This is a genomic window from Streptomyces sp. Rer75, from assembly GCF_013414305.1.
GTDB classification, from domain to species: Bacteria; Actinomycetota; Actinomycetes; order Streptomycetales; family Streptomycetaceae; genus Streptomyces; species Streptomyces himastatinicus.
This window is the reverse complement of the sequence record NZ_CP058693.1, coordinates 7316494-7336696: the sequence shown is the minus strand read 5'-3', so window position 1 is coordinate 7336696 and position 20203 is coordinate 7316494. Positions and strand designations below refer to the sequence as shown.

Here is a 20203-nt window from a genome sequence, read left to right as displayed (position 1 = left end):
CAGTCGCGCGCATTCGCGGGGCGTGCGCGCCCGCGCTCATTCGCAGGGGCGCGCCGGAATGTGCTCCCCGGTCGCGCGCCCCTCGGCCAGGAGCCGCAGCAGCCCGATGTCCCGCACCTCGAAGCGGCGCGAGGCGGTCCGTACGACGCCCTGGTCGCGCAGCAGCCGCAGCGCCTTGGCGACGGCCTCCCGGGTCGAGCCCACGGCGGCCGCGATGTCGTGCTGCGGCAGCGGCAGATCGACGTCGATGGCCCCGCCGGGACCGGGGTGGCCGGTGCGTTCGGCGATCTCGACCAGCCGGGCGGCCAGCCGCTGGAGCACCTTCTCGGAGGCGAGGGAGCGCCGTTCGCCGTCGGAACTGCGCAGCCGGGAACTGAACTGACGCATGATCAGTACGGTGGCGACCGGCCGCGCCGCCAGATAGGCGCGGAACCGGTCGCCGGAGACCACGACCGCCTCCATCCGGCCGAGCGCGGTCACGGTGGCGCTGCGCGAACCGTGGTCCACCGCGGCCTGGTCCCCCACCACCTCGCCCGCGCCGCGCAGCGCCAGGATCAGCCGCACCCCGCGTTCGGTCTCCACGGAGACGGTGGCCCAGCCGGAGACGATCGCGACGACGAAGGTGGTGCGGTCGTGCTCGCGCAGGACGACTTCGGAGGGGCCGTACGTCCGCGGGGTGCCGAGCGCGAGCAGGGCGCGCCGGTCGTCGGCGGGGAGCGCGTGCAGAAAGGGCCGGCCGTCCTCGAAGAGACTCATCCGCCCTCCCGCTTCACTGGTCGCTCGTCAGGTTGCGGAGAACCGATGGGATGACGAGCACGCTAGGCAGGTGGCACGGGCACGTCAATGGGGCCGGACGGAACCGGTGTCCACGGGCGGACCTGCGGCGGAATCCACTCGAACACCCCTGCGGACCCCCGCGCCGGAGACCCCGCCGCCGCGCAGGGCCATCGCCGCGAGCGCGGCGAGCCCCGCGGTCACCGCGGCGAAGACCCAGCCCCCGCGCAGCGCTCCCAGGTCCGGCCGTGCGGCGCCCCCCGTGATCACGACCAGCGCCGCCACACCCATCCCGGGCCCGCCCAGGGCCACGACCGCGCGGCCGCGGCCCGGGGCCCACCTCACGGCTACGGCCCCGGGAGCCACCTCGCGGCGGCGGCCCGGGGATCACCTGGCCGCTACAGCCGCGGGTCCACCGGCTCCGACTCCAGGGCCAGCACCGCGAACACCGCCTCGTGCACCCGCCACAGCGGCTCCCCGTCGGCCAGTCGGTCCAGGGCCTCCAGCCCCAGCGCGTACTCCCGCAGGGCGAGCGATCGCTTGTGGCCGAGGTGGCGCTGACGCAGCTGGTCCAGGTTCTCCGAGCGGGTGTACTCCGGGCCGTAGACGATCCGCAGATACTCCCGGCCCCGGCACTTGACGCCCGGCTGGACGAGTCGGCCGTCGCCCTTGCGGACGAAGCCCTGGAGCGGTTTGACGACCATGCCCTCGCCACCGGCCTCCGTCAGCTCCCGCCACCACGCGACGCCCTCGGCCACCGACGCATCGTCCTCGGTGTCGACGATCAGGCGGCGGGTGGGGGCGAGCAGCGGGCCGCCGTCCGGTCCCGGTTTCTCCGCCTCGATCATGCGGTCGATCAGGGCGAGTTGCCGGTCGTGCGGGAGCGCGGCGAGGCTTCGGCCCTGGGCGGCCAGAATCTGGAACGGTGCCATCCGTATGCCGTCCAGCCCGTCGACCGGCCAGCAGTAACGCCGGTACGCCTCGGTGAACGCGGCCGCGTCCACGGCCCGCCCGCGCTGCTTGTCGAGGAGCGCGGACACCTCGACGCCGCGCGCCGCCGCGCCCTCCAGCGCCGAGAGCACCCCGGGGAAGACGGCGCCCGAAGCCGCGCCCACCGCCGCGTACTGGTTGCGCAGCAGCCCCGCGGCCTTGAGCGACCACGGCATCAACTCGGCGTCCAGCAGCAGCCAGTCGGTCTCCAGCTCCTGCCACAGACCGGCGCCCTCGATGCCGCCGCGCACCCCGTCGAGGACGGACTCGGTCAGCCGCGGGTCGTCGAAGAACGGCCGCCCGGTGCGCGTGTACACCATGCCGGACACGCCGTCGGGCGCCCCGAAGCGCTCCTTCGCCACCTCCGGGTCGCGGCAGACCAGCGCCACCGCCCGGGAGCCCATGTGCTTCTCCTCGCAGATCACCTGGCGCACCCCGTCCGCGCGGTAGGCGGCGAACGCCTCGGCCGGGTGCTCCAAGTAGCCCTCTTCGGTGGAGGTGGCGGCGGGCGCCATGGTGGGCGGGAGGTAGCCGAGCAGCCGAGGGTCGACGGCGAAGCGGCTCATGACTTCCAGGGCCGCCGCCGCGTTCTCCTCCTTGACCGCGATCCGGCCCATGTGCCGGGTCTCGACGATACGGCGGCCGCGCACATCGGCGAGGTCGAGCGGACGGCCGTCGGTGCCGCCCGGGGCCTCGTTGCCCAGCGGTCTGACCGGCTCGTACCAGACCCGCTCGGCCGGGACGTCCACGATCTCGCGCTCCGGCCAGCGCAGCGCGGTCATCCGGCCGCCGAAGACACAACCAGTGTCCAGGCAGAGGGTGTTGTTGAGCCACGACGCCCGAGGGGTCGGCGTGTGTCCGTAGACGACCGCCGCGCGGCCCCGGTAGTCCTCGGCCCACGGGTAGCGCACCGGCAGGCCGAACTCATCGGTCTCACCGGTCGTCTCCCCGTACAGCGCGTGCGAGCGCACCCGGCCCGACGTGCGGCCGTGGTACTTCTCGGGCAGCCCGGCGTGACAGACCACCAGCGCCCCGCCGTCCAGCACATAGTGGCTGACCAGCGACTCGATGAACTCCCGCGCCCGGTCGGCGAACTCCGGGTCCGCGGCGTGCTCACGGTCCAGCTGCTCGACCGTCTCGGCGAGGCCGTGGATGAGCTTGACCTTGCGGCCCTTGAGGTAGCGGGCGAGCTTGTTCTCGTGGTTGCCGGGCACGCACAGCGCCGCCCCGGAGGCGACCATGCCCATCACCAGGCGCAGCACCCCGGGGCTGTCCGGCCCGCGGTCGACGAGGTCGCCGACGAAGACGGCGGTGCGCCCCTCGGGGTGGACGGCGTCGACCGGGCGGCCCTGCCCGTCGCGGCGCAGGCCGTATCCGAGCTTGCCCAGCAGGGTTTCCAGCTCGGAGCGGCAGCCGTGGATGTCGCCGATGATGTCGAACGGGCCGGTGAGGTGGCGCAGATCGTTGTAGCGGCGCTCGATGGCGATCTCCGCGGCCTCGACCTGCTCGACGCCGCGCAGGATGTGCACCTTGCGGAACCCCTCGCGCTCCAGGGACTTCAGGGAGCGGCGCAGCTCACGGCGCTGACGCGGGATGACGTGGGAGGGCATATCGGCCCGGTCGGGGCGGGCCGCGTTGCGCCGCGCGCATTCGCCTTCGGGGACGTCGAGGACGATCGCGACCGGGAGGACGTCGTGCTCGCGCGCCAGCTGGATCAGGCTGCGGCGGGCCTCGGGCTGGACGTTGGTCGCGTCGACCACGGTCAGCCGCCCCGCCGCCAGCCGCTTGCCCGCGATGTAGTGGAGCAGGTCGAAGGCGTCCGGGGTGGCGCTCTGGTCGTTCTCGTCGTCGGAGACCAGGCCCCGGCAGACGTCGGACGAGACGATCTGGGTGGGCAGGAAGTGGCGCCGGGCGAAGGTGGACTTGCCGGAGCCGGTGGTGCCGACGAGGACCACGAGGGACAGGTCGGGCACGCCGAGGCTGCGCCTGTCGAGCGTCATGGTGGTGTCGGTCATGCGGCGGCCTCCTTCGGTGTCGTGGTCGGTGTCGTGCTGGTGGTCGTGCTGGTTTCGCCGGTTTCCCCGGTCTCCTGCCGGAAGAGCGCGAGCTGGGTCGGCGGGCCGACCTCGGGGTCCTCGGGGCCGACGGGACGGAACTCCACCGCGTAGCCGTGCCGTTCGGCCACTCCCCGCGCCCAGTCGCGGAACTGCTCCCGCGTCCACTCGAAGCGGTGGTCGGGGTGGCGGACCTGCCCTGCGGGCAGGGACTCCCAGCGCACGTTGTACTCGACGTTGGGCGTGGTCACCACGACGACCGTGGGCCGGGCGGCGCCGAACACCGCGTACTCCAGGGCGGGCAGCCGGGGCGGATCCACATGCTCGATCACCTCGCTGAGCACCGCCGCGTCATAGCCGGTCAGCCGGGAGTCGGTGTACGCGAGCGAGCCCTGCGTCAGCTTCAGCCGCGCCGACTGCCGCTCGGGCATCCGGTCCAGCCGCAGCCGCCGCGCCGCCTCGTTCAGCGCGCGTATCGACACGTCGACACCGACGATCTCGGTGAACCGCGCGTCCTTGAGCAACTCGCCCAGCAACTGGCCCTGGCCGCAGCCGAGATCCAGCACCCGGGACGCCCCCGCTGTCCGCAGCGCGTCGAGGATCGCCTCGCGCCGCCGCACGGCCAGTGGCACCGGCCGCGGCGTGCTCTCCTCCTCCGGCTCCGCCTCTTCCCGCTCCCCCTGCTCCGTCTGCCCTGCCTCCTCCGTCTGTCCTTCCTGCTCCGGCTGTCCTTCCTGCTCGGCGAACTCGGCGGCCAACTCCTCCACCGCGTTGTCGATCTCCTCCACCTCGGCGTCGTCCGTCTCCGCGAGCCGCGCCAGCTCCAGCCGCTCCAGCGCGCTGCGGGTCAGCGACCAGCGGCGGGCCAGATAGCGGTTGGTGATCAGCCGCTGCTCGGGGTGGTGCTCCAGCCAGCCCTCGCCGGAACGCAGCAGCTTGTCCACCTCGTCCGGCGCGACCCAGTAGTGCTTCGCGTCGTCCAGCACCGGCAGCAGCACATACAGATGGCGCAGCGCGTCGGCGAGCCGCAGCTCGCCCTCCAGCACCAGCCGTACGTACCGCGAGTCGCCCCACTGCGGGAACCGCTCGTCCAGCGGCACCGGCTCGGCCGCCACCGCCCAGCCCAGCGGCGCGAAGAGCCGCTCGACGAGGGCGGCGCCGCCGCGGGCGGGCAGCGCGGGCACCTCGATCCGCAGGGGCAGCGGCCGCTCCGGCAGCTCGGGCCGCGCCTTGCAGTGTCCCCTCAGTGCGCTGGAGAAGACGGTGCTCAGCGCGACGGCCAGCAGCGAGGAGGCCGCGTACGGACGGTCGTTGACGTACTGGGCGAGCGCGGAGTCGGGCGCGCCGCCCCGCCCCTTGCCCCGGCCCCGCCGCACCAGCGCGACGGGGTCGACCTCCAGCAGCAGCGCCGCCGTACAGCGCTCGGCGTCGGCCTCGGGATAGAGGACGTGCGCGGTGCCGTGGGAGGTCGAGAACCGCTGCGCCTTGTCGGGGTGCTTGTGCAGTAGAAACCCGAGGTCGGTCGCGGGGCGCTCGATGGTGCCGGTGGTGGTTATCGTCAAGAACACCCGTCCGAGTATCGCCGGGTGCAAGCCCTCCTACCTAATGGTTTCTCACCACGCCCGCCAGCTCGGCGATCCGGTCCGGCCCGACCCGGCAGCAGCCGCCGATGAGCCGCGCACCGGCATCCCGCCACCCCTTCACCCGTGCCGGGTCGAAGGTCGACCGCCCGCGCCAGCTCCGGGCCGTCGCATCCCACTCCTCTCCGCTGTTCGGATACACCACCACCGGCTTTTCGGTGGCCTCGGCCGCTATCTCCACGGCCCGGTCCGCGTCTCCCGGCTCGCAGCAGTTGATGCCGACGGCGATCACCTGCTCGTTCCCGGCGGCGACGGCGAACGCGTCCCGGAGCGGCTGCCCGGCCCGGGTGGTCTCCCCCGCGATGCTGTACGACAGCCAGACGGGCACCCCGCAGCCCTCGACGGCCCGCAGCATGGCCGCCGCCTCGTCGGCATCCGGCACCGTCTCCAGGGCGAGCACATCGGGCCCGGCCGCGACCAGCGCCTCGATCCGCGGCCGGTGGAACCGCTCCAGCTCGGCCACGCTCAGCCCGTACCGCCCCCGGTACTCGCTGCCGTCGGCCAGCATCGCCCCGTAGGGCCCCACGGAGGCCGCCACCCACACCGGGGCGGCCGGGTCGGCCGCTCCCCCGGCCGCGCTGCGCGCCAGCTCGACGCTGCGGCCCAGCAGCGCCGTGGCCTCCTCGCGGGCCACGCCCCGGTGGGCGAAGCCCTCGTAGGTGGCCTGGTAGCTGCTGGTGATGAGCACCCGTGCGCCCGCCCGCACATACGCGGCGTGCGCCGCCTCGATCTGCCCCGGGTCATCGGCGAGCAGCCGGGCCGACCACAGCTCGTCGGAAAGGTCGCAGCCCTGCGCCTCCAACTGGTTGGACAGCCCGCCGTCAAGAACGAGCGGCCCGCCTTCCAGAGCGGTGGCCAGTGGCGTAGGTGGGACGGACATCACGGGTACTCCTGGTGGTTCGGTGAGCCACGCGGCTCGGTCGGCCCGGCGGCCGGGCCTGGCCGACGGGTCGGTCGGACCGAGCCGACAGGCCCGGACGGTGGGCCGGTCAGCCCAGCTGGGCCTGGACCTGGGATGAAATCAGCTCAAGGTGATCGAGGTCGTCGAGGTCCAGGATCTGGAGGTAGACCCGGGACGCCCCGGCCTCCGCATAGCGGCCGATCTTCTCGACCACCTCGGCGGGGGAGCCCGCCAGCCCGTTCTCCTTCAGCTCCGGGACCTCGCGGCCGATGGCCGCGGCCCGCCGGGCGACCTCGGCGTCGTCCTTGCCCACGCAGGCCACCAGCGCGTTCGAGTACACCAGGTCGTCGCCCTTGCGCCCGGCCTCCTCGGCGGCCGCCCGCACCCGGCCGAACTGGCGCTCACTGTCCTCGACCGACGCGAACGGCATATTGAACTCGTCCGCGAACCGCGCGGCCAGCCGCGGGGTACGGGTCGGCCCCTGGCCGCCGACCAGCACCGGCACCCGGTCCTGGGCGGGCTTGGGCAGCGCGGGCGAGTCGGTGAGCTGGTAGTGCGCACCGTCATGGCTGAAGGTCTCGCCGACCGGCGTCTTCCACAGGCCGGTGACGATGGCCAGCTGCTCCTCCAGCCGCGCGAACTTCTCCTTCGGGAAGGGGATGCCGTACGCGGTGTGCTCCTGCTCGTACCAGCCCGCGCCCAGGCCCAGCTCGACTCGTCCACCCGACATCTGGTCGACCTGCGCGACCTGGATCGCGAGGACGCCCGGCAGCCGGAAGGTGGCGGCGGTCATCAGGGTGCCCAGCCGGATCCGCTTCGTCTCGCGGGCCAGCCCGGCCAGGGTGAGCCACGCGTCGGTCGGACCCGGCAGTCCGTCGACACCCCCCATGTGCAGGTAATGGTCGGAGCGGAAGAAGGCGTCGAACCCGAGGTCTTCGGTGGCCTTCGCAACGGACAGCAGAGTCTCGTAGGTCGCCCCCTGCTGGGGCTCGGTGAAAATGCGGAGATCCATGCACCCCATCCTGCCTTCTCATGCCGCACCACCCCACTCCCCACCCCACTCCAGCCCCGTGAGATGCCTCAGCATCCCGAGCACCCGGTCCCTCGCCTCGTCCGCCGCGTCGATCGCCTCGACGCACTGCCAGTACAGCGCCTCCTCCTCCGTGCTGGAGGCGACGCCCACCAGCGCGAATCCCGCCTCCGCCAGCAGATCCCCCAGCGCCAGCAGCACGCCTCTGGGATCCCGCACCTCCGACAGCTGAGCCGCCCGTAAGCCCGCGCCGCGCAACGCGGGATGGTGCAGCGCCGGGTGAAACAGCGCCCCGCGCGCCCTGCCGCCCGCCTCGCACAGGCCGCGCGCCTCCGCCCGCGCCGCCGCCGGGCCGCTCACCATGAAGTATCCGCCGACCGCTTCCGCCAGCGCCTGGACCTGCCAGGCCTCGGCCACGATGTCGTGCACGCCTCCGGCCTTCGCCAGGGCGTGCCGGGTGACACCGATCAGCCGCATCGCGTCCATGCCCCGAACCCCTCTCAACGGACTTTCCGCACCCGTCACTCCTCCACTACCCAGAGTGATGACTAACAGGCCGAAAAGCTAGGGGAATTCAGGAATCTGTTGACAACAGTTGCGTTGTGGATAACTTCATCACTACTGAGAGTGACGAATGGGGCTTCCAGGCGCCGCAATCGGGAACCGGCCCTCGTTGCGGTCGATCTTCGCGGCCAGCGCGGCGAGCGCGTCGATCCCCAGCACCTCGCAGAACTGGAGCAGATACGCCAGCACATCGGCGACCTCGTCCTCGACCCGGGCCGCCTTCCCCGGCTCCTCCATCACCCGCGCCGATTCCTCCGGCGTCAGCCACTGGAAGATCTCCACCAGCTCCGACGCCTCGACGCTCAGCGCCGCCGCGAGGTTCTTCGGGGTGTGGTACTGCTGCCAGTCGCGCACCGCCGCGAAGGCCGCCAGCCTGCGCTGGAGGCCCGCCACATCAAGGCCGTCGGATCGTCGCTCACACGCGGCGGAACGCGCACCGGACTCGGGTTCAAGAGACTCGCTCACGCTCCAGGTTTACCACCGTGACGGGAGCGTCCCCCGTGGCGGGGGCGTCCCCGACCGCCCCCGCCACGTCCCCCACGGTCCCCACCAGCCGGATGTGCCCCCGTGCGCACATCCGGACCGCCACCCCCAGCAGCTCCCGCGCCTGCCTCCGGTCCAGGCAGCGGTCGAAACCGTCCGCCAGCACCGTCAGCACCTGCCGCGCGGGAAGCACATCCGCCGCCGGGTCCATCGCCAGCACCCCCGGACCGGTCAGCAGCACCAGCGCGAGCGCCAGATAGCGCAACTCCCCGTCGCCCAGCCGCTCCACCGGCATCGCGCCCAACTCCCCCTGCTCCACCAGGGCCCGCACCCCTCCTCCCCCGGACCCCTCGGTCACCAGGCCCTCCACCGGCCCCGCACACCCCGCCCGCACCGCCGCGACCAGCGCCGCGTGCCGGGAGACGCACTCCCGGCTGGTGCGCCGCAGCACCGCCGCGAGGTTCTCGCAGCCGCCGCGCAGCCGCCCGTCGCGCGGCGCCGCCGGCGCCCGCATCCGATCCGGCCGCGGATCGCAGGCGAACACCGAGCGCAGCGCGATCACCACCTGCTCGGCCCCGGCCAGCGCCAGCCGCTGCCCCTCGGTGATGCCCGCCACCCGCAGCGGCAGCAGCGAGGTCGCCAGCCGGTCGTCGGGCAGCGGAGCCCGGGTGACCGCGACCGCCCCCGCCGTGTGCCAGGCGGCCTGGACGGAGCGCCGCTCCGGGTCGCGCAGCGCCGTCTCCAGCAGCGTCTCCCCCGCCCCCGTCAACCGCTCGCCCACGATGCGCAGTTCGGGCTCGGCCTGTACGGCGACATCGAGCCGCACCGGCCCGACCGGGCCGTCCACAGTGCACCCGATGCGGAAGCCGCGCCGCCCCTGCCGGTCCGGCCGCGCCCGGCGCGGGATGTACGACGCCGGCTCGCGGAACACCTCCGCGAGCCGGGCGCCGCCCGCCAGGCGCGCGAGCGCCGCGTACGCCTCCAGTACGCCCGATTTACCGCTTCCGCTCGGCCCGGCGAACAGCGTCAGCGGCCCCAGAGAAAAGACCGCACGTCGATGGGACTTGAAGGCGGACAGCCTCAACTCGGTCACGGCGGGCCGCAGCCCGGATGCGCTCATGCCCGGAACATATCTGTGGCGCATACCGCCGAACCGTTACTCCTTCCGTATCTTCCTACCATCGGGGGATGGTGGACGTGACCGAAGATGACCACGGGGGCGCACGATGGCCGACAGCACGTTCTGGATCGCGGCCCTCACCGGCGGCACCGCCGTCGTGGCCAGCTGGGTCACCAGCCGCGGCAACACCCGGGCCGCCCGGATCCAGGCCGACACCGCGGCCCGCGCCCAGCAGGCGGAGCGGCTGCGCGACAGCAGGCGGGCCGCGTACCTCGAATTGATCGAGCAGGTCCACAACATGGGCGACTTCTACTGGGAGGTTTCCGCCGCCCAGCGGAACGGTGACTTCCGCAGCCGCCCCGCCCTGCTGGACGAGATCATCGAGCGCGAGCGCGACCACTACGGAAAGCTGCGGCACTGCGCGCGGGTGGTCGAGCTGGAGGGCCCTGCCGCCGCGGGCGAGGCGGCGCACAAACTCCAGAAGTCAACCGGCCGGTTCCACCGCTCACTCCAGGCCATGGCCGCCGACGACCCGGAGGCGATACGCCGCTTCAACGACGCCTACAGCCCCTTCTGGGCCGCCCTCGGGGACTTCGTGGACGCCGCGAAGACATCGCTCCAGGAGCCGTAGGCTCCGGGGGCAACCTTCGGCTTCACTCGGCTGTCTATCTGCGATGAGTTGCGGCGTCTGAAATCCGAGACCTTGGGGGAATCCGCATGAATCGCACCGTCCGTACCGCCGTCTTATACGTCGCCCTCACCGGCCTCGTCGCGCTCGGCCTCTCCGCCTGTACGGAGGAACAGAACGTCGACACCGTCGACAAGGTGGTGGACCAGACGTACGAGGTCACCTACGAGGTGACGGGGAAGAACGTCACCTCGATCGAGTTCAACGGGGGCGGCGGCAAGGCCATGGACCCCGAGACCGCAACGGTGAACAAGCCCGCGCTGCCCTGGAAGAAGACCGTGACCTTGCGGGGCATCATGCCGTCGGCGGTGATGCCGGTCTCCAGCGACCCCACGGTGAGCTGCAAGATCGTGCACAAGGGCAAGGTCATCGCCGAGCAGAAGGGCGAGAGCCTGATCAACGCCGGTGGCTGCGTCGCGGAGTCACCGATCGGCGGGTGATGCCGGGCAGCAGCCCCCGAAGGTGTTCGAGCCGCTCCGGCTGCGGCAGGCCGACGGGGGCGAACGCCAGATCGTTCACGCGCCCTTCCCCGCCGGCTCCAGCACCGCCACGCACTCCACGTGGTGGGTCACCGGGAACAGGTCGAACGCGCGCAGGCGGCGCGGGGCGTAGCCCGCGTCGTGGAAGTAGGCGAGGTCGCGGGCCAGGGCTGCCGGGTCGCAGGCTACGTAGGCGATGCGGCGGGCGCCCAGGGAGGCGAGGTGGGCGACCGTGTCCTTGCCCGCGCCGGAGCGGGGCGGGTCGAGGACGATCAGGTCGGCCTCGGTGATGCCGGTGCGGGGCAGGACCTGCTCGACCTTGCCGTGTTCGATGCGGACGCGGTCCAGGTCCTGGAGGTTGTGGCGGGCGTCGTCGGCCGCGCGCTTGGAGGACTCGATGCCCAGCACCGCGCCGCGCTCGCCGACGCGCTCGCCGAGGGCGCCCGCGAAGAGGCCGACGCCGCAGTAGAGGTCGAGCGCGGTGTCGCCCTTGCGCGGCATGAGGCCCTGCATGACGGCCTCGACCAGCAGGTCCGCGGCCTTGGGGTGGACCTGCCAGAAGCCGCCCTCGCCGACGCGCCAGGTGCGGCCCGCGGCGCGTTCGCGGACGAAGGGGCGGCCGTGGACGCGGTGCACGAGGCGTTGGCGCTCGCGGCCGCGGGACTCGGCGATGCGCAGGACGGAGACCGGGCGGTCGAGTTCGACGATCGGCAGCCGGGCGCCGGGGCGGGGGGTGAGGACGACCTGGCGGTCGGAGGAGCCGGTGGCGGCGATGGCCTCGACGCTTTCGATCTGCGGCCATTCCCGCTTCTCGATGCCGAGTTCGGTGACCTCGGGCGCGGCGATCAGGCAGTGGTCGACGGGTTCCACCTCGTGCGAGCGGTGGCGGCGCAGCCCGGGGCGGCCCGCCTCGTCCACCGCGTACTGGAGCCGGGTGCGCCAGGCCGGGACCTCGCCGCGGGCCACCTTGTCGCCGGGGGCGGGTTCGACGGTGCCGTCCCAGCGGGCGGCCTCGGGGGTGAGCCCGGCCAGCCGCTGGAGCTGCTCGGTGATCACCTCGGCCTTGAGCCTGCGCTGGGCGCCGGGGGCGACGTGCTGCCAGTCGCAGCCGCCGCACCGGCCGGGGCCGGAGAACGGGCAGGGGGCTTCCACCCGGTCCTTGGCGGGGTCCAGGATCCGCACCGCGTCGGCGCGCAGGAAGCGCGCGCCCTCCTCGCCCTCGGTGACCCGGGCGACGACCCGTTCACCGGGCAGGGTGTGGCGTACGAAGAGCACCTGGCCCTCGGCCGTGCGGGCGATGCAGTGGCCGCCGTGCGCCACCGGGCCGACCTCGACCTCGTACTCCTCGCCGACCAGCGACGTCTTGGGCTGACTTGGCATGGCGGGCACGGCTCCAGAGGGGGTAGGGGGTGAGGGTGCGGGCGGGGCGACAGCGGCCCACGCGGGGCAACAGCAGCCCACCAGTCTACGTCCCCGCACCCCCGGCCCCCACCAAAGGGCCGCCAAGGGCGGCGGCTACCGCCCCGGCGTGCGGACGCCCGCCTTCTCGGCCTTGCGCTCGCCCTTCGGCCGCGGCGGCACCACGGGGCCGCGCCGGACCGAGCCCGGGGCGTTCCACTCGGCGCGCTTGCGGGCGCGCTTGCGGGCCAGCTCGGAGGAGTCCAGCTGCCAGGGCACGGAGGTCACCATCACGCCGGGGGTGAACAGCAGCCGGCCCTTGAGGCGCAGCGCGCTCTGGTTGTGCAGCAGGTGCTCGTACCAGTGGCCGACCACGTACTCGGGGATGTAGACGGAGACCACATCGCGCGGGCTCTCCCGGCGCAGCCCCTTGACGTAGTCGATGACCGGCCGGGTGATCTCGCGGTACGGCGAGTCGAGGATCTTCAGCGGGACGTCGATGCCGCGCTCGCTCCACGCGGTCTGAAGCGCCTTGGTCTCGGCGGGATCGACGTTGATGCTCAGCGCCTCCAGCCGGTGGGAGCGCATCAGCTTGGCGTAGGCCAGGGCGCGCAGCGTCGGCTTGTGGATCTTGGAGACGAGGACGATGGAGTGCACCCGGGAGGGGCGGACCTCGTCCTCGTCGTGCTGCTCCTCGGCCGCGGCCAGTTCCTCGGAGACGCCGTCGTAGTGGCGGCGGATCGCGGTCATGGTGATGTAGAAGACGGCCATGCCGAGCAGTGCCACCCACGCGCCGTGGGTGAACTTGGTGAGCAGCACGACGACCAGGACCAGCCCGGTGAAGAAGGCGCCGAAGGTGTTGATCGCGCGGGCGCGGATCATGCGGCGGCGGGCGGCCGGGTCGCGCTCGGTGGCCAGGTGGCGGTTCCAGTGCCGCACCATGCCGGTCTGGCTGAGGGTGAAGGAGACGAAGACGCCGACGATGTAGAGCTGGATCAGCCGGGTCGAATCCGCGCCGTAGACGTAGACGAGGACCGCGGCGGCCCCGGCGAGCAGCACGATGCCGTTGGAGAAGGCGAGCCGGTCGCCGCGGGTGTGCAGCTGGCGCGGCAGGTAGCGGTCCTGGGCGAGGATCGAGCCGAGCAGCGGGAAGCCGTTGTACGCGGTGTTGGCGGCCAGGAACAGGACGAGCGCGGTGGCCGCGGCGAGCACCACGAACAGGAACGAGCCGTCGCCGAAGACGGCGGCCGCGACCTGCGAGATCACGGGGTTCTGGGTGTAACCGGAGCCGAGCGCGGCGCCGTCCTTGAACAGGTCGTGGGCCGGGTCCTCGGCCATCTTGACGTTGGTGACCATGGCGAGGGTGATGATGCCGACGAACATGGTGACGGCGAGGCCGCCCATCAGCGCCAGCGTCGTCGCGGCGTTCCGGCTCTTGGGCTTGCGGAAGGCGGGCACCCCGTTGCTGATGGCCTCGACGCCGGTGAGCGCGGCGCAGCCGTCGGAGAAGGCGCGCAGCAGCAGGAAGACGAGGGCGAAGCCGGCCAGCCCGGTCTCTTCGGCGTGGACCTCGAAACCGGCGGTGGGGGCCTTCATGTCGTCGCCGAGGACGAGCGCGCGGTAGGCGCCCCAGAGGATCATCACGAAGACGCCGCCGACGAAGACGTACGTGGGGATCGCGAAGAGCTTGCCCGACTCGCGGACGCCGCGCAGGTTCATCAGGGTCAGCAACAGGATGATCGCGACCGCGCAGAGCGTCTTGTGCTCGACGATGAAGGGGACGGCGGAGCCGAGGTTCTCCACCCCGGAGGAGATCGACACGGCCACCGTCAGGACGTAGTCCACCAGCAGGGCGCTGGCGACGGTGAGGCCCGCCTTGGGGCCGAGGTTGGTGTTGGCGACCTCGTAGTCACCGCCCCCGCTGGGGTACGCGTGCACGTTCTGGCGGTACGAGGCGACCACCGTGAACATGAGCACGATGATCGCGATCGTGATCCACGGTGAGTAGTGGTAGGCCGACGCACCCGCCACGGAAAGGACGATCATCACCTGCCCAGGCGCATACGCGACGGAGGACAGGGGGTCGGAGGCGAAGACGGGGAGCGCGATGCGCTTCGGGAGAAGAGTCTCCCCCAGCTTGTCGCTGCGCAGCGCGCGCCCGATCAGGATCCGTTTCGGGACGTCGGTCAGTTTGGACACGCAGAGGATCGTAAAGGGTGGGCCGGGCGCCCGCCCAGCCGCCTGCCCACCCTGAGACGGGCGGGCGGCCGGGCGGGCCGCACGGCGGTCAGGACAGCCGCACCGGCAGGGCGCGGTGGCCGTTGGAAATGAAGGACTCCACCGGCTCCAGCGCGTCCTGCCCGGACGCTAGCGAGAGTCGAGGGAAGCGGTCGAAAAGGGCCGGGAGCGCGATCGCGGCCTCCAGCCGGGCCAGCGGTGCGCCGACGCACAGATGGACACCGTGGCCGAAGGCGAGATGGCTCTTGATCTGCCGGGTGACGTCGAAGGCGGCGGCGTCCTCGCCGTGGATCTCGGGGTCGCGTCCGGCGGCCGCGTACGCGGCGAGGATCGCGTCGCCCTTGCGCAGCACCACCCCGTCCTCCAGCTCAATGTCCTCGACGGCGTAGCGCAGCGGCAGGTTGGCGACCGGGGCGGAGTGCCGCAGTGTCTCCTCGATCACGTCCTCCCACGAGGCCCGGCCCTCGCGCACATGGGCCAGCTGCTCGGGGTGGGTGAGGAGCGCGTGGACGGCGTTGTCCAGGAGGTTGACCGTGGTCTCGTGCCCGGCGGTGAGCATCAGCGCGAGGGTGTCGCACAGCTCACGCTCGCTCAGCGGCGAGTCCTCCTCGCTGCGCACGGCGATCAGGCCGCTGGTCAGGTCGTCGCCGGGCCGCTCGCGCTTGGAGGCCACGAGCGCCTCCATGATGGCGTCCATCTCGGCGGAGGCGGCCGCGACCTCCTCCGGCGAGGTGGTGGTGCGGAAGGAGCTGTCGGCGAACGCGCTCATCCGCGCGCGCAGCCCCTCGTCGGTGAGCCCGAACAGCTCGTAGATCACCCGCAGCGGCAGCGGGTACGCGTACCCGTCACGCAGATCGACCGGCCGGCCCGGCGGGGTGGCCGCCAGCCGGTCCAGCAGGTCGGCGCAGATCTCCTCGATGCGCGGCCGCAGGGCGGCGGTGCGCCGCGCGGTGAACGCCTTGGAGACCAGGGTGCGCAGCCTGCGGTGGTCGGCGCCGTAGGCCGTGAACATGTTCTGCACGGCCACCCAGGCGATCAGCGGCCAGTCGGACGGGACCTCACCCTCGTTCCAGGCCCGCCAGTGCAGGCGCGGGTTCTTGGACACCCGCGGGTCGGTCAGGAGCTTCTTGAGCAGGCTCTGGCGGCTTATTGCCCACGCCACCAAGCCCCCAGGAAGCTCCACAGGCGTCGCGGGCCCCTGGCCTCGGACGCGCTCGGCTTCGGCGTGGATATCGCTGCCGGTGGGGTCGAGGACGAGGGGACGGGACTCGTGGACCACTGGGTGCCTCCCTGGGACTCGGCGGGCTGTCGTTGCGCGGGCACGGCCGCGGCGGGCGGCATGGAGGCGGGTCCGGGGGTCGGCTTCGTCAGGACGGGGAACCGCACGGGCAGCGACGCCAGGGCCCGGTTGAAGGGGCCGGGGCGCCAGGTCAACTGGTCGGACGACACCGCGAGTTGCATGTCGGGGAGGCGGTCGAGGAGCCTTTCGATGGCGACGGAGGCGATGACCCGGGCGGGGCCCTCGGCGGGGCAGCGGTGGGCGCCCACGCTCCAGGCGAGGTGGGCCCGGTTGCCGGCGCGGCCCTGGGAGGTCAGCTCGGGGTCGGTGTTGGCCGCGGCGTAGCTGGTGAGCACCGCGTCGCCCTTGCGCAGCCGTACGCCGCCCATCTCGACATCGTAGCGGGCGAACCGGGTGCCGAAGTTGGCCAGCGGCGGATCGGCCCACAGCACCTCGTCCAGGGCGTCCTGGACGGGCAGGCTGCCCCCGGACAGCTCACCGGCGAACCGGTCGTCCGACAGCAGCAGCCGCAGCGCGTTGGCGATCAGGTTCACCTGGGGTTCGGTACCGGCCGCCATCAGCAGGGCGATCTGCTGCATCAGCTCGTCGTCGGCCAGCCGCGAGGGGTGGGCGATCATCCAGGAGGTGACGTCGGCGCCGGGCTTCTGCCGCTTGGCGTCGACGAGGTCCGCCATGTAGCGCGACAGGTCCTCGTTGGCCTGCCCCGCTTCGGCGCTGTTCGCGTCGAACAGGATGGTGAGGATCCGGATCAGTTCGCTGCTCTGCTCCGGAGGGGCGCCGAAGAGCCGGTTGAACACCATCAGCGGGATGATCCCCGCGTACTCGCTCAGCAGCTCGGCCTCGCCCCGCTCCACGAAGGAGTCGATGAGGGTGTCCGCGCTGCGCTCCACGTAGTCGCTCAGCGCGTGCGAGTCCACCCGGCTGAGGCTGTCGGTGATCGCCCCGCGGTAGCGGGCGTGCTGCTCGCCGTCGGTGAACAGGGCGTTGGGCCGGAACATCATCATCGGCAGCACGGGGCTGTCTTCCGGAAGCCGGCCCTCGTTGAGGGCGGCCCAGTTGCGCGGGTCCTTGGCGAACCGCTCGGTGTCGCGCAGGACCTCCAGCGCCGTGGAGTAGCCGGTGACCAGATACGCGTCGACGCCCGGGGCGAGTTCCACCGGGGTGATGGGCCCCGCGGCCCGCATCCGCGCGTAGAACCCGTGCGGATCGGCGGCGAAGTCGGCGCCGTACATCGGCACCCGGGCGCCATGCCCCAGGGGACCGGCGGAACCGGCCGCACCGCCTTGGTGCGCGGGGCAGCCCGGCGGTGGTGCGGTTCCGGTGACGGCCTCGAGGTCTGGACGGTGGGTCACACATTCTCCTGGGACGAACTAGCTGGTGTGCCGGGCCTGCAAATACTGGACGAGGGCGATCAGGGCGTGGGTGGAGGAGATCCGGTCCCTGGCGTCACAGGTGACCAGCGGGGTCTCCGGCAGCAGATCGAGCGCCTCCCGGACCTCCGTCTCGGCGAAGCGGGGCGCGCCCTCGAAGTGGTTGACGGCGACGGCGTACGGCAGGCCCTGCTCCTCCAGGACGGCCATCACCGGGAAGGACTGCTCCAGCCGACGGGTGTCGGCGAGCACCAGAGCGCCCAGCGCGCCGTGCGTCATGTCCTTCCACATCCGGGTGAAGCGCTGCTGTCCGGGCGCGCCGAAGAGGTACAGGACCAGGGACTCGCTGAGGGTGAGCCGGCCGAAGTCCATGGCGACCGTGGTGGTCGTCTTCTCCTCGATGCCGGCGAGGTCGTCGATGAGCGCACCGGCCTGAGTCATCGTCTCCTCGGTGCGCAGCGGGCGGATTTCGGACAGCGAGCCCACGAAGGTCGTCTTGCCGACCGCGAAGTGCCCGACGACCAGCAGCTTGGCCGCGGTCCGTACGGTCTGGGGCAGATAGACCGCGCCCCGGTCAGAGGCGAGCGCGGAGTCCATCGAGCACCTCCTGGAGGAGCTGGGTCTCGGGGAGTTCGGCCTTCGGGATGGGGGCCCGGGTGCTGATGTGCCCGCTGTCGACCAGATCGCCCAGCAAGACCTTGGTGACGCTCACCGGCAGCTCCAGATACCCGGCGACCTCGGCGACCGACAGCGCGCCGCCGAGGCAGAGGTCCATGACCCCCCGCTTCTCCGGGCTGAGCCCGGCGAGCGGCCGGTCGGGGTGGGCCATGACCAGGGTCACCAGGTCGAAGGTGTTGCGGCTCGGGTAGGCACGGCCGTCGGTCACGACATACGGCCGTACCAGTCCTCGTTCGCGCCTGCCCGGACTCATGCGGGGCTGCCGATCCCCTGCCAGGCCGCGCCCTGCCGCGGCGGGCTGGTCAGTTCCTTGCCCAGCCGGTCGACCAGCTTCTGCATCCGGTAGCTGACGGCCTCCATGTCCACGTGCTCGGTGGCCGAGACGGCCAGGTACGCGCCGGGGCCGGCGGCGATCAGGAAGACGTAGCCGCCCACGAACTCGACCAGCGTCTGCTGCCAGGGCGTCTCCTCTCGGTCGCAGAACTCGGAGGTGCTGCGGCTGATCGACTGGAGCCCGGAGAGCGCCGCGGCCTGGCGTTCGGCCTCGTCCCGCGCGATGCCCGCGGAGTGCGCCCGCAGCATCCCGTCCGCGGAGAGCAGGATCGCGTGCCGTGCCTCCGGCATCTTGACCACCTCGTCGAGCATCCAGCCCAGCTCGTTGTTCATGTGGTCGTTCATGCCTGGCGGTTCCCTTCTTCGGTGTGAGGGGCGGCATCCTGTGTGACGCCACGGCCGGAGCGCGTACCGCGCGCGAACGCGCCCATGCGCTTGGCGGTCTCTTCGGCCGAGCGGACACGGTGCGACCCCGTGTCGGTTTCGGGGGCGCCGGACCGCGGCCCGGACGCGGTGGGCCCGTCCACGGGTGGGGCGGCCGTGGGCTGCCGGCGGCGGCGCTTGGGCAGACCGCCCGCGGTCTCCCCGTACACGCGCGTCGCCTCGTCGTCCGCGGGCGCGTGGGCCGGGGCCGCGGGCTGGGCCGGTGCCGGAGCGGGCTCCTGGGCCGGTACGGGGGCCTGTGCGGGCGCCTGGGCCTCGGCGGGGGCCTGGGCCTCGGCGGGGGCCTGGGGCGCGGCCCGGCGGCGGGTCGGGCGGGACGGGAGGGTACGCAGCGGGGCGGCGGCCTCGGCCTCGTACGGGTCATGGGCCGCCGGAGCGGCGGGCGCGTCCGCGTCGACGTGGGTGAGCAGCGCGCTGGGGAGGAACAGGACGGCGCGCACACCGCCGTACGGGGACCGGGTGTCCACCGAGACGCTGAAGCCGTACCGGGCGGCGAGCAGGCCCACCACGGCGAAGCCGAACTGCGGCGGGTCGCCCAGCCGCGAGACGTCGACGGCGCGCTGGCCGGACAGCAGCCCGGCGGCCCGCTGGACCTCCAGGCCGTCCATGCCGACCCCGGCGTCGTCGATCACGATGCAGGCGCCGTTGTGCACGGGCTGGAGGCTGACCTCGACGTTGGTGTTGGGCTGGGAGTGCCGGGCGGCGTTGTCCAGCAGCTCGGCGACCGCGAGCACCACGGGCTCCACCGCGCGGCTCACCACGCCGATGTCGATCAGGGCGTGCACCTGGACCCGCCGGTAGTCGCGGATGCGTGACTTGGCGCCCCGGACGACGTCGGTCATCGGGGAGGCGGTGCGCTGACGGCCGGGCCAGGAGCCGCACAGCACGGCGATGGCCTGGGCGCGCCGGCCGAACTGCGCGTTGGCGTGGTCGATCTCCAGGAGGTCGCGCAGCACGTCGGGGTTGTCGTGCCGCTCCTGCATCTCCGAGATCGACACCTGCTGTTCGTTGGCGAGGCCCTGGAGAGCGCGCATCGACGCCTTGAGCGCGGCCTTGGCGGAGGCGTCGGCCCGCGACTGCGCCTTGTCCACCGCGCGTGCGAAGTGCTCCATGACCGCGTGCAGGCTCTGCGCGTAGGCGGTCCCGGCCAGCTTTTCGTCCCGCAGCCCGGGAAGCGGGGTGGGCTGGCTCAGCGCGTCCGCGATCGCCGGGAGGCGGACCTCGACCAGATGCTGCACTTCCTCGTCGCGGGCGCGCACATTGTCCTCGAGCGTGGCGTTACGCCTGCGCACTCCGGCGGTGATCCGGCGCTGGCGTATCAGAAGCACCGACACGACCAGAAGGACGACGGCCAGGCACCAGCTCACCGCCTCCGTCATGTGATCTGTCATCAGGAACCTCGTGCAGAGAACGCGGGCGCGGAAGGAACGATTCAGTGCCCTGATGTCCCGTCCGAAAACGGAATACGGCGATCATCTTAGCCACGCCGTGACCGAGTGTCCGACGGCCGTAACAAAGTTCGAACTCACGGGACTCTATTGCCAATTCCCGTAAGGGTTCAGTGAAGATCCTGGATATCGGGCAAAGATGAGGGAGCACACCCCCCGGCGGCGGTCATCCGCGCCCGCCCCCACACCGTAGCCGCCGGACCGCCCGCGCACCACGTTTCCTCCCGCCCGGTGCACTCGGGCGGGGAATCGTCCCATGGGTATGGATACG

The 20203-nt window shown here is 72.5% G+C and carries 19 protein-coding genes; 2 read left to right on the top strand and 17 right to left on the bottom strand.

Annotated features, from left to right (window positions below):
* Positions 1-36: 36 nt before the first annotated feature.
* The 9 genes from HYQ63_RS31585 to HYQ63_RS31545 all read right to left on the bottom strand — a co-directional run bounded on the left by HYQ63_RS31585 (position 37) and on the right by HYQ63_RS31545 (position 9556).
* Entirely contained in the window at positions 37-756 is a 720-nt protein-coding gene (locus HYQ63_RS31585) for a Crp/Fnr family transcriptional regulator (RefSeq protein WP_179937204.1), read from the bottom strand.
* A gap of 84 nt (positions 757-840) precedes the next feature.
* Positions 841-1119: a hypothetical protein gene (locus HYQ63_RS31580; RefSeq protein ID WP_179931906.1), complete on the bottom strand. Its 279-nt coding sequence runs from the start codon at positions 1117-1119 to the stop codon at positions 841-843.
* Positions 1120-1172: 53 nt separating this feature from the next.
* Complete coding sequence (locus HYQ63_RS31575; RefSeq protein WP_373689165.1) at positions 1173-3779, bottom strand: polynucleotide kinase-phosphatase; 2607 nt, start codon at positions 3777-3779, stop codon at positions 1173-1175.
* Positions 3776-5386, bottom strand: coding sequence for a 3' terminal RNA ribose 2'-O-methyltransferase Hen1 (locus HYQ63_RS31570; protein WP_179937203.1), 1611 nt, complete (start codon positions 5384-5386; stop codon positions 3776-3778). Before HYQ63_RS31570 ends, HYQ63_RS31575 begins: the two co-directional genes overlap by 4 nt.
* A 34-nt stretch (positions 5387-5420) precedes the next feature.
* Positions 5421-6338 (bottom strand): homocysteine S-methyltransferase, encoded by a 918-nt coding sequence (mmuM, locus tag HYQ63_RS31565; protein WP_179937202.1) that lies wholly within the window; start codon positions 6336-6338, stop codon positions 5421-5423.
* Positions 6339-6447: 109 nt separating this feature from the next.
* Positions 6448-7371, bottom strand: coding sequence for an LLM class F420-dependent oxidoreductase (locus tag HYQ63_RS31560; RefSeq protein ID WP_179937201.1), 924 nt, complete (start codon positions 7369-7371; stop codon positions 6448-6450).
* A gap of 18 nt (positions 7372-7389) precedes the next feature.
* Entirely contained in the window at positions 7390-7875 is a 486-nt protein-coding gene (locus tag HYQ63_RS31555; protein ID WP_123107935.1) for a DUF6099 family protein, read from the bottom strand.
* A 132-nt stretch (positions 7876-8007) separates the two neighbouring features.
* Positions 8008-8346 carry a nucleotide pyrophosphohydrolase gene (locus HYQ63_RS31550; protein ID WP_179940685.1) on the bottom strand — a complete coding sequence of 113 codons (339 nt, stop codon included), beginning with the start codon at positions 8344-8346 and terminating at the stop codon, positions 8008-8010.
* Positions 8347-8401: 55 nt separating this feature from the next.
* A complete protein-coding gene (locus HYQ63_RS31545; protein ID WP_179937200.1) occupies positions 8402-9556 on the bottom strand; it encodes an AAA family ATPase in 1155 nt (384 codons plus the stop codon).
* A 106-nt stretch (positions 9557-9662) separates the two neighbouring features.
* On the opposite strand from HYQ63_RS31545, the gene HYQ63_RS31540 reads away from it, so the two are divergent.
* On the top strand, positions 9663-10187 hold the full coding sequence (locus HYQ63_RS31540; RefSeq protein ID WP_179937199.1) for a hypothetical protein: 525 nt from the start codon (positions 9663-9665) through the stop codon (positions 10185-10187).
* Positions 10188-10273: 86 nt separating this feature from the next.
* Positions 10274-10684 carry an MmpS family transport accessory protein gene (locus HYQ63_RS31535; protein ID WP_179937198.1) on the top strand — a complete coding sequence of 137 codons (411 nt, stop codon included), beginning with the start codon at positions 10274-10276 and terminating at the stop codon, positions 10682-10684.
* Positions 10685-10759: 75 nt separating this feature from the next.
* Here HYQ63_RS31535 and HYQ63_RS31530 read toward each other — a convergent pair whose 3' ends face one another.
* From HYQ63_RS31530 to HYQ63_RS31500, 8 genes are all read right to left on the bottom strand, one after another.
* A complete protein-coding gene (locus HYQ63_RS31530; protein ID WP_179937197.1) occupies positions 10760-12103 on the bottom strand; it encodes a class I SAM-dependent RNA methyltransferase in 1344 nt (447 codons plus the stop codon).
* A 135-nt stretch (positions 12104-12238) separates the two neighbouring features.
* Positions 12239-14320, bottom strand: a complete 2082-nt coding sequence (locus HYQ63_RS31525) for an APC family permease (protein WP_179937196.1) — start codon at positions 14318-14320, stop codon at positions 12239-12241.
* 88 nt (positions 14321-14408) lie between these two features.
* Positions 14409-15524 carry a cytochrome P450 gene (locus tag HYQ63_RS31520; protein WP_257232267.1) on the bottom strand — a complete coding sequence of 372 codons (1116 nt, stop codon included), beginning with the start codon at positions 15522-15524 and terminating at the stop codon, positions 14409-14411.
* On the bottom strand, positions 15506-16891 hold the full coding sequence (locus HYQ63_RS45030; RefSeq protein ID WP_373689221.1) for a cytochrome P450: 1386 nt from the start codon (positions 16889-16891) through the stop codon (positions 15506-15508). The genes HYQ63_RS31520 and HYQ63_RS45030 overlap by 19 nt, the downstream gene beginning before the upstream one ends.
* A gap of 138 nt (positions 16892-17029) precedes the next feature.
* Positions 17030-17626, bottom strand: coding sequence for an ATP/GTP-binding protein (locus tag HYQ63_RS31515; protein ID WP_179937194.1), 597 nt, complete (start codon positions 17624-17626; stop codon positions 17030-17032).
* Positions 17604-17960, bottom strand: a complete 357-nt coding sequence (locus HYQ63_RS31510) for a DUF742 domain-containing protein (RefSeq protein ID WP_179937193.1) — start codon at positions 17958-17960, stop codon at positions 17604-17606. Before HYQ63_RS31510 ends, HYQ63_RS31515 begins: the two co-directional genes overlap by 23 nt.
* Entirely contained in the window at positions 17957-18385 is a 429-nt protein-coding gene (locus tag HYQ63_RS31505; RefSeq protein WP_123103938.1) for a roadblock/LC7 domain-containing protein, read from the bottom strand. Before HYQ63_RS31505 ends, HYQ63_RS31510 begins: the two co-directional genes overlap by 4 nt.
* The gene (locus HYQ63_RS31500) at positions 18382-19875 is read right to left on the bottom strand and encodes an ATP-binding protein (RefSeq protein ID WP_179937192.1); all 1494 of its coding nucleotides are present in this window, start codon (positions 19873-19875) and stop codon (positions 18382-18384) included. The genes HYQ63_RS31505 and HYQ63_RS31500 overlap by 4 nt, the downstream gene beginning before the upstream one ends.
* Positions 19876-20203 lie beyond the last annotated feature (328 nt).

Bases quoted from the DNA above. Each gene is read 5' to 3' on its own strand.
- HYQ63_RS31530 (WP_179937197.1), bottom strand. From the start codon at position 12,103: ATGCCAAGTCAGCCCAAGACGTCGCTGGTCGGCGAGGAGTACGAGGTC.
- HYQ63_RS31535 (WP_179937198.1), top strand. From the start codon at position 10,274: ATGAATCGCACCGTCCGTACCGCCGTCTTATACGTCGCCCTCACCGGC.
- HYQ63_RS31555 (WP_123107935.1), bottom strand. From the start codon at position 7,875: ATGGACGCGATGCGGCTGATCGGTGTCACCCGGCACGCCCTGGCGAAG.
- HYQ63_RS31540 (WP_179937199.1), top strand. From the start codon at position 9,663: ATGGCCGACAGCACGTTCTGGATCGCGGCCCTCACCGGCGGCACCGCC.
- HYQ63_RS31560 (WP_179937201.1), bottom strand. From the start codon at position 7,371: ATGGATCTCCGCATTTTCACCGAGCCCCAGCAGGGGGCGACCTACGAG.
- HYQ63_RS31575 (WP_373689165.1), bottom strand. From the start codon at position 3,779: ATGACCGACACCACCATGACGCTCGACAGGCGCAGCCTCGGCGTGCCC.
- HYQ63_RS31545 (WP_179937200.1), bottom strand. From the start codon at position 9,556: ATGAGCGCATCCGGGCTGCGGCCCGCCGTGACCGAGTTGAGGCTGTCC.
- HYQ63_RS31585 (WP_179937204.1), bottom strand. From the start codon at position 756: ATGAGTCTCTTCGAGGACGGCCGGCCCTTTCTGCACGCGCTCCCCGCC.
- HYQ63_RS31500 (WP_179937192.1), bottom strand. From the start codon at position 19,875: ATGACAGATCACATGACGGAGGCGGTGAGCTGGTGCCTGGCCGTCGTC.
- HYQ63_RS31510 (WP_179937193.1), bottom strand. From the start codon at position 17,960: ATGAGTCCGGGCAGGCGCGAACGAGGACTGGTACGGCCGTATGTCGTG.
- HYQ63_RS45030 (WP_373689221.1), bottom strand. From the start codon at position 16,891: ATGTACGGCGCCGACTTCGCCGCCGATCCGCACGGGTTCTACGCGCGG.
- HYQ63_RS31505 (WP_123103938.1), bottom strand. From the start codon at position 18,385: ATGAACGACCACATGAACAACGAGCTGGGCTGGATGCTCGACGAGGTG.
- HYQ63_RS31515 (WP_179937194.1), bottom strand. From the start codon at position 17,626: ATGGACTCCGCGCTCGCCTCTGACCGGGGCGCGGTCTATCTGCCCCAG.
- mmuM (WP_179937202.1), bottom strand. From the start codon at position 6,338: ATGTCCGTCCCACCTACGCCACTGGCCACCGCTCTGGAAGGCGGGCCG.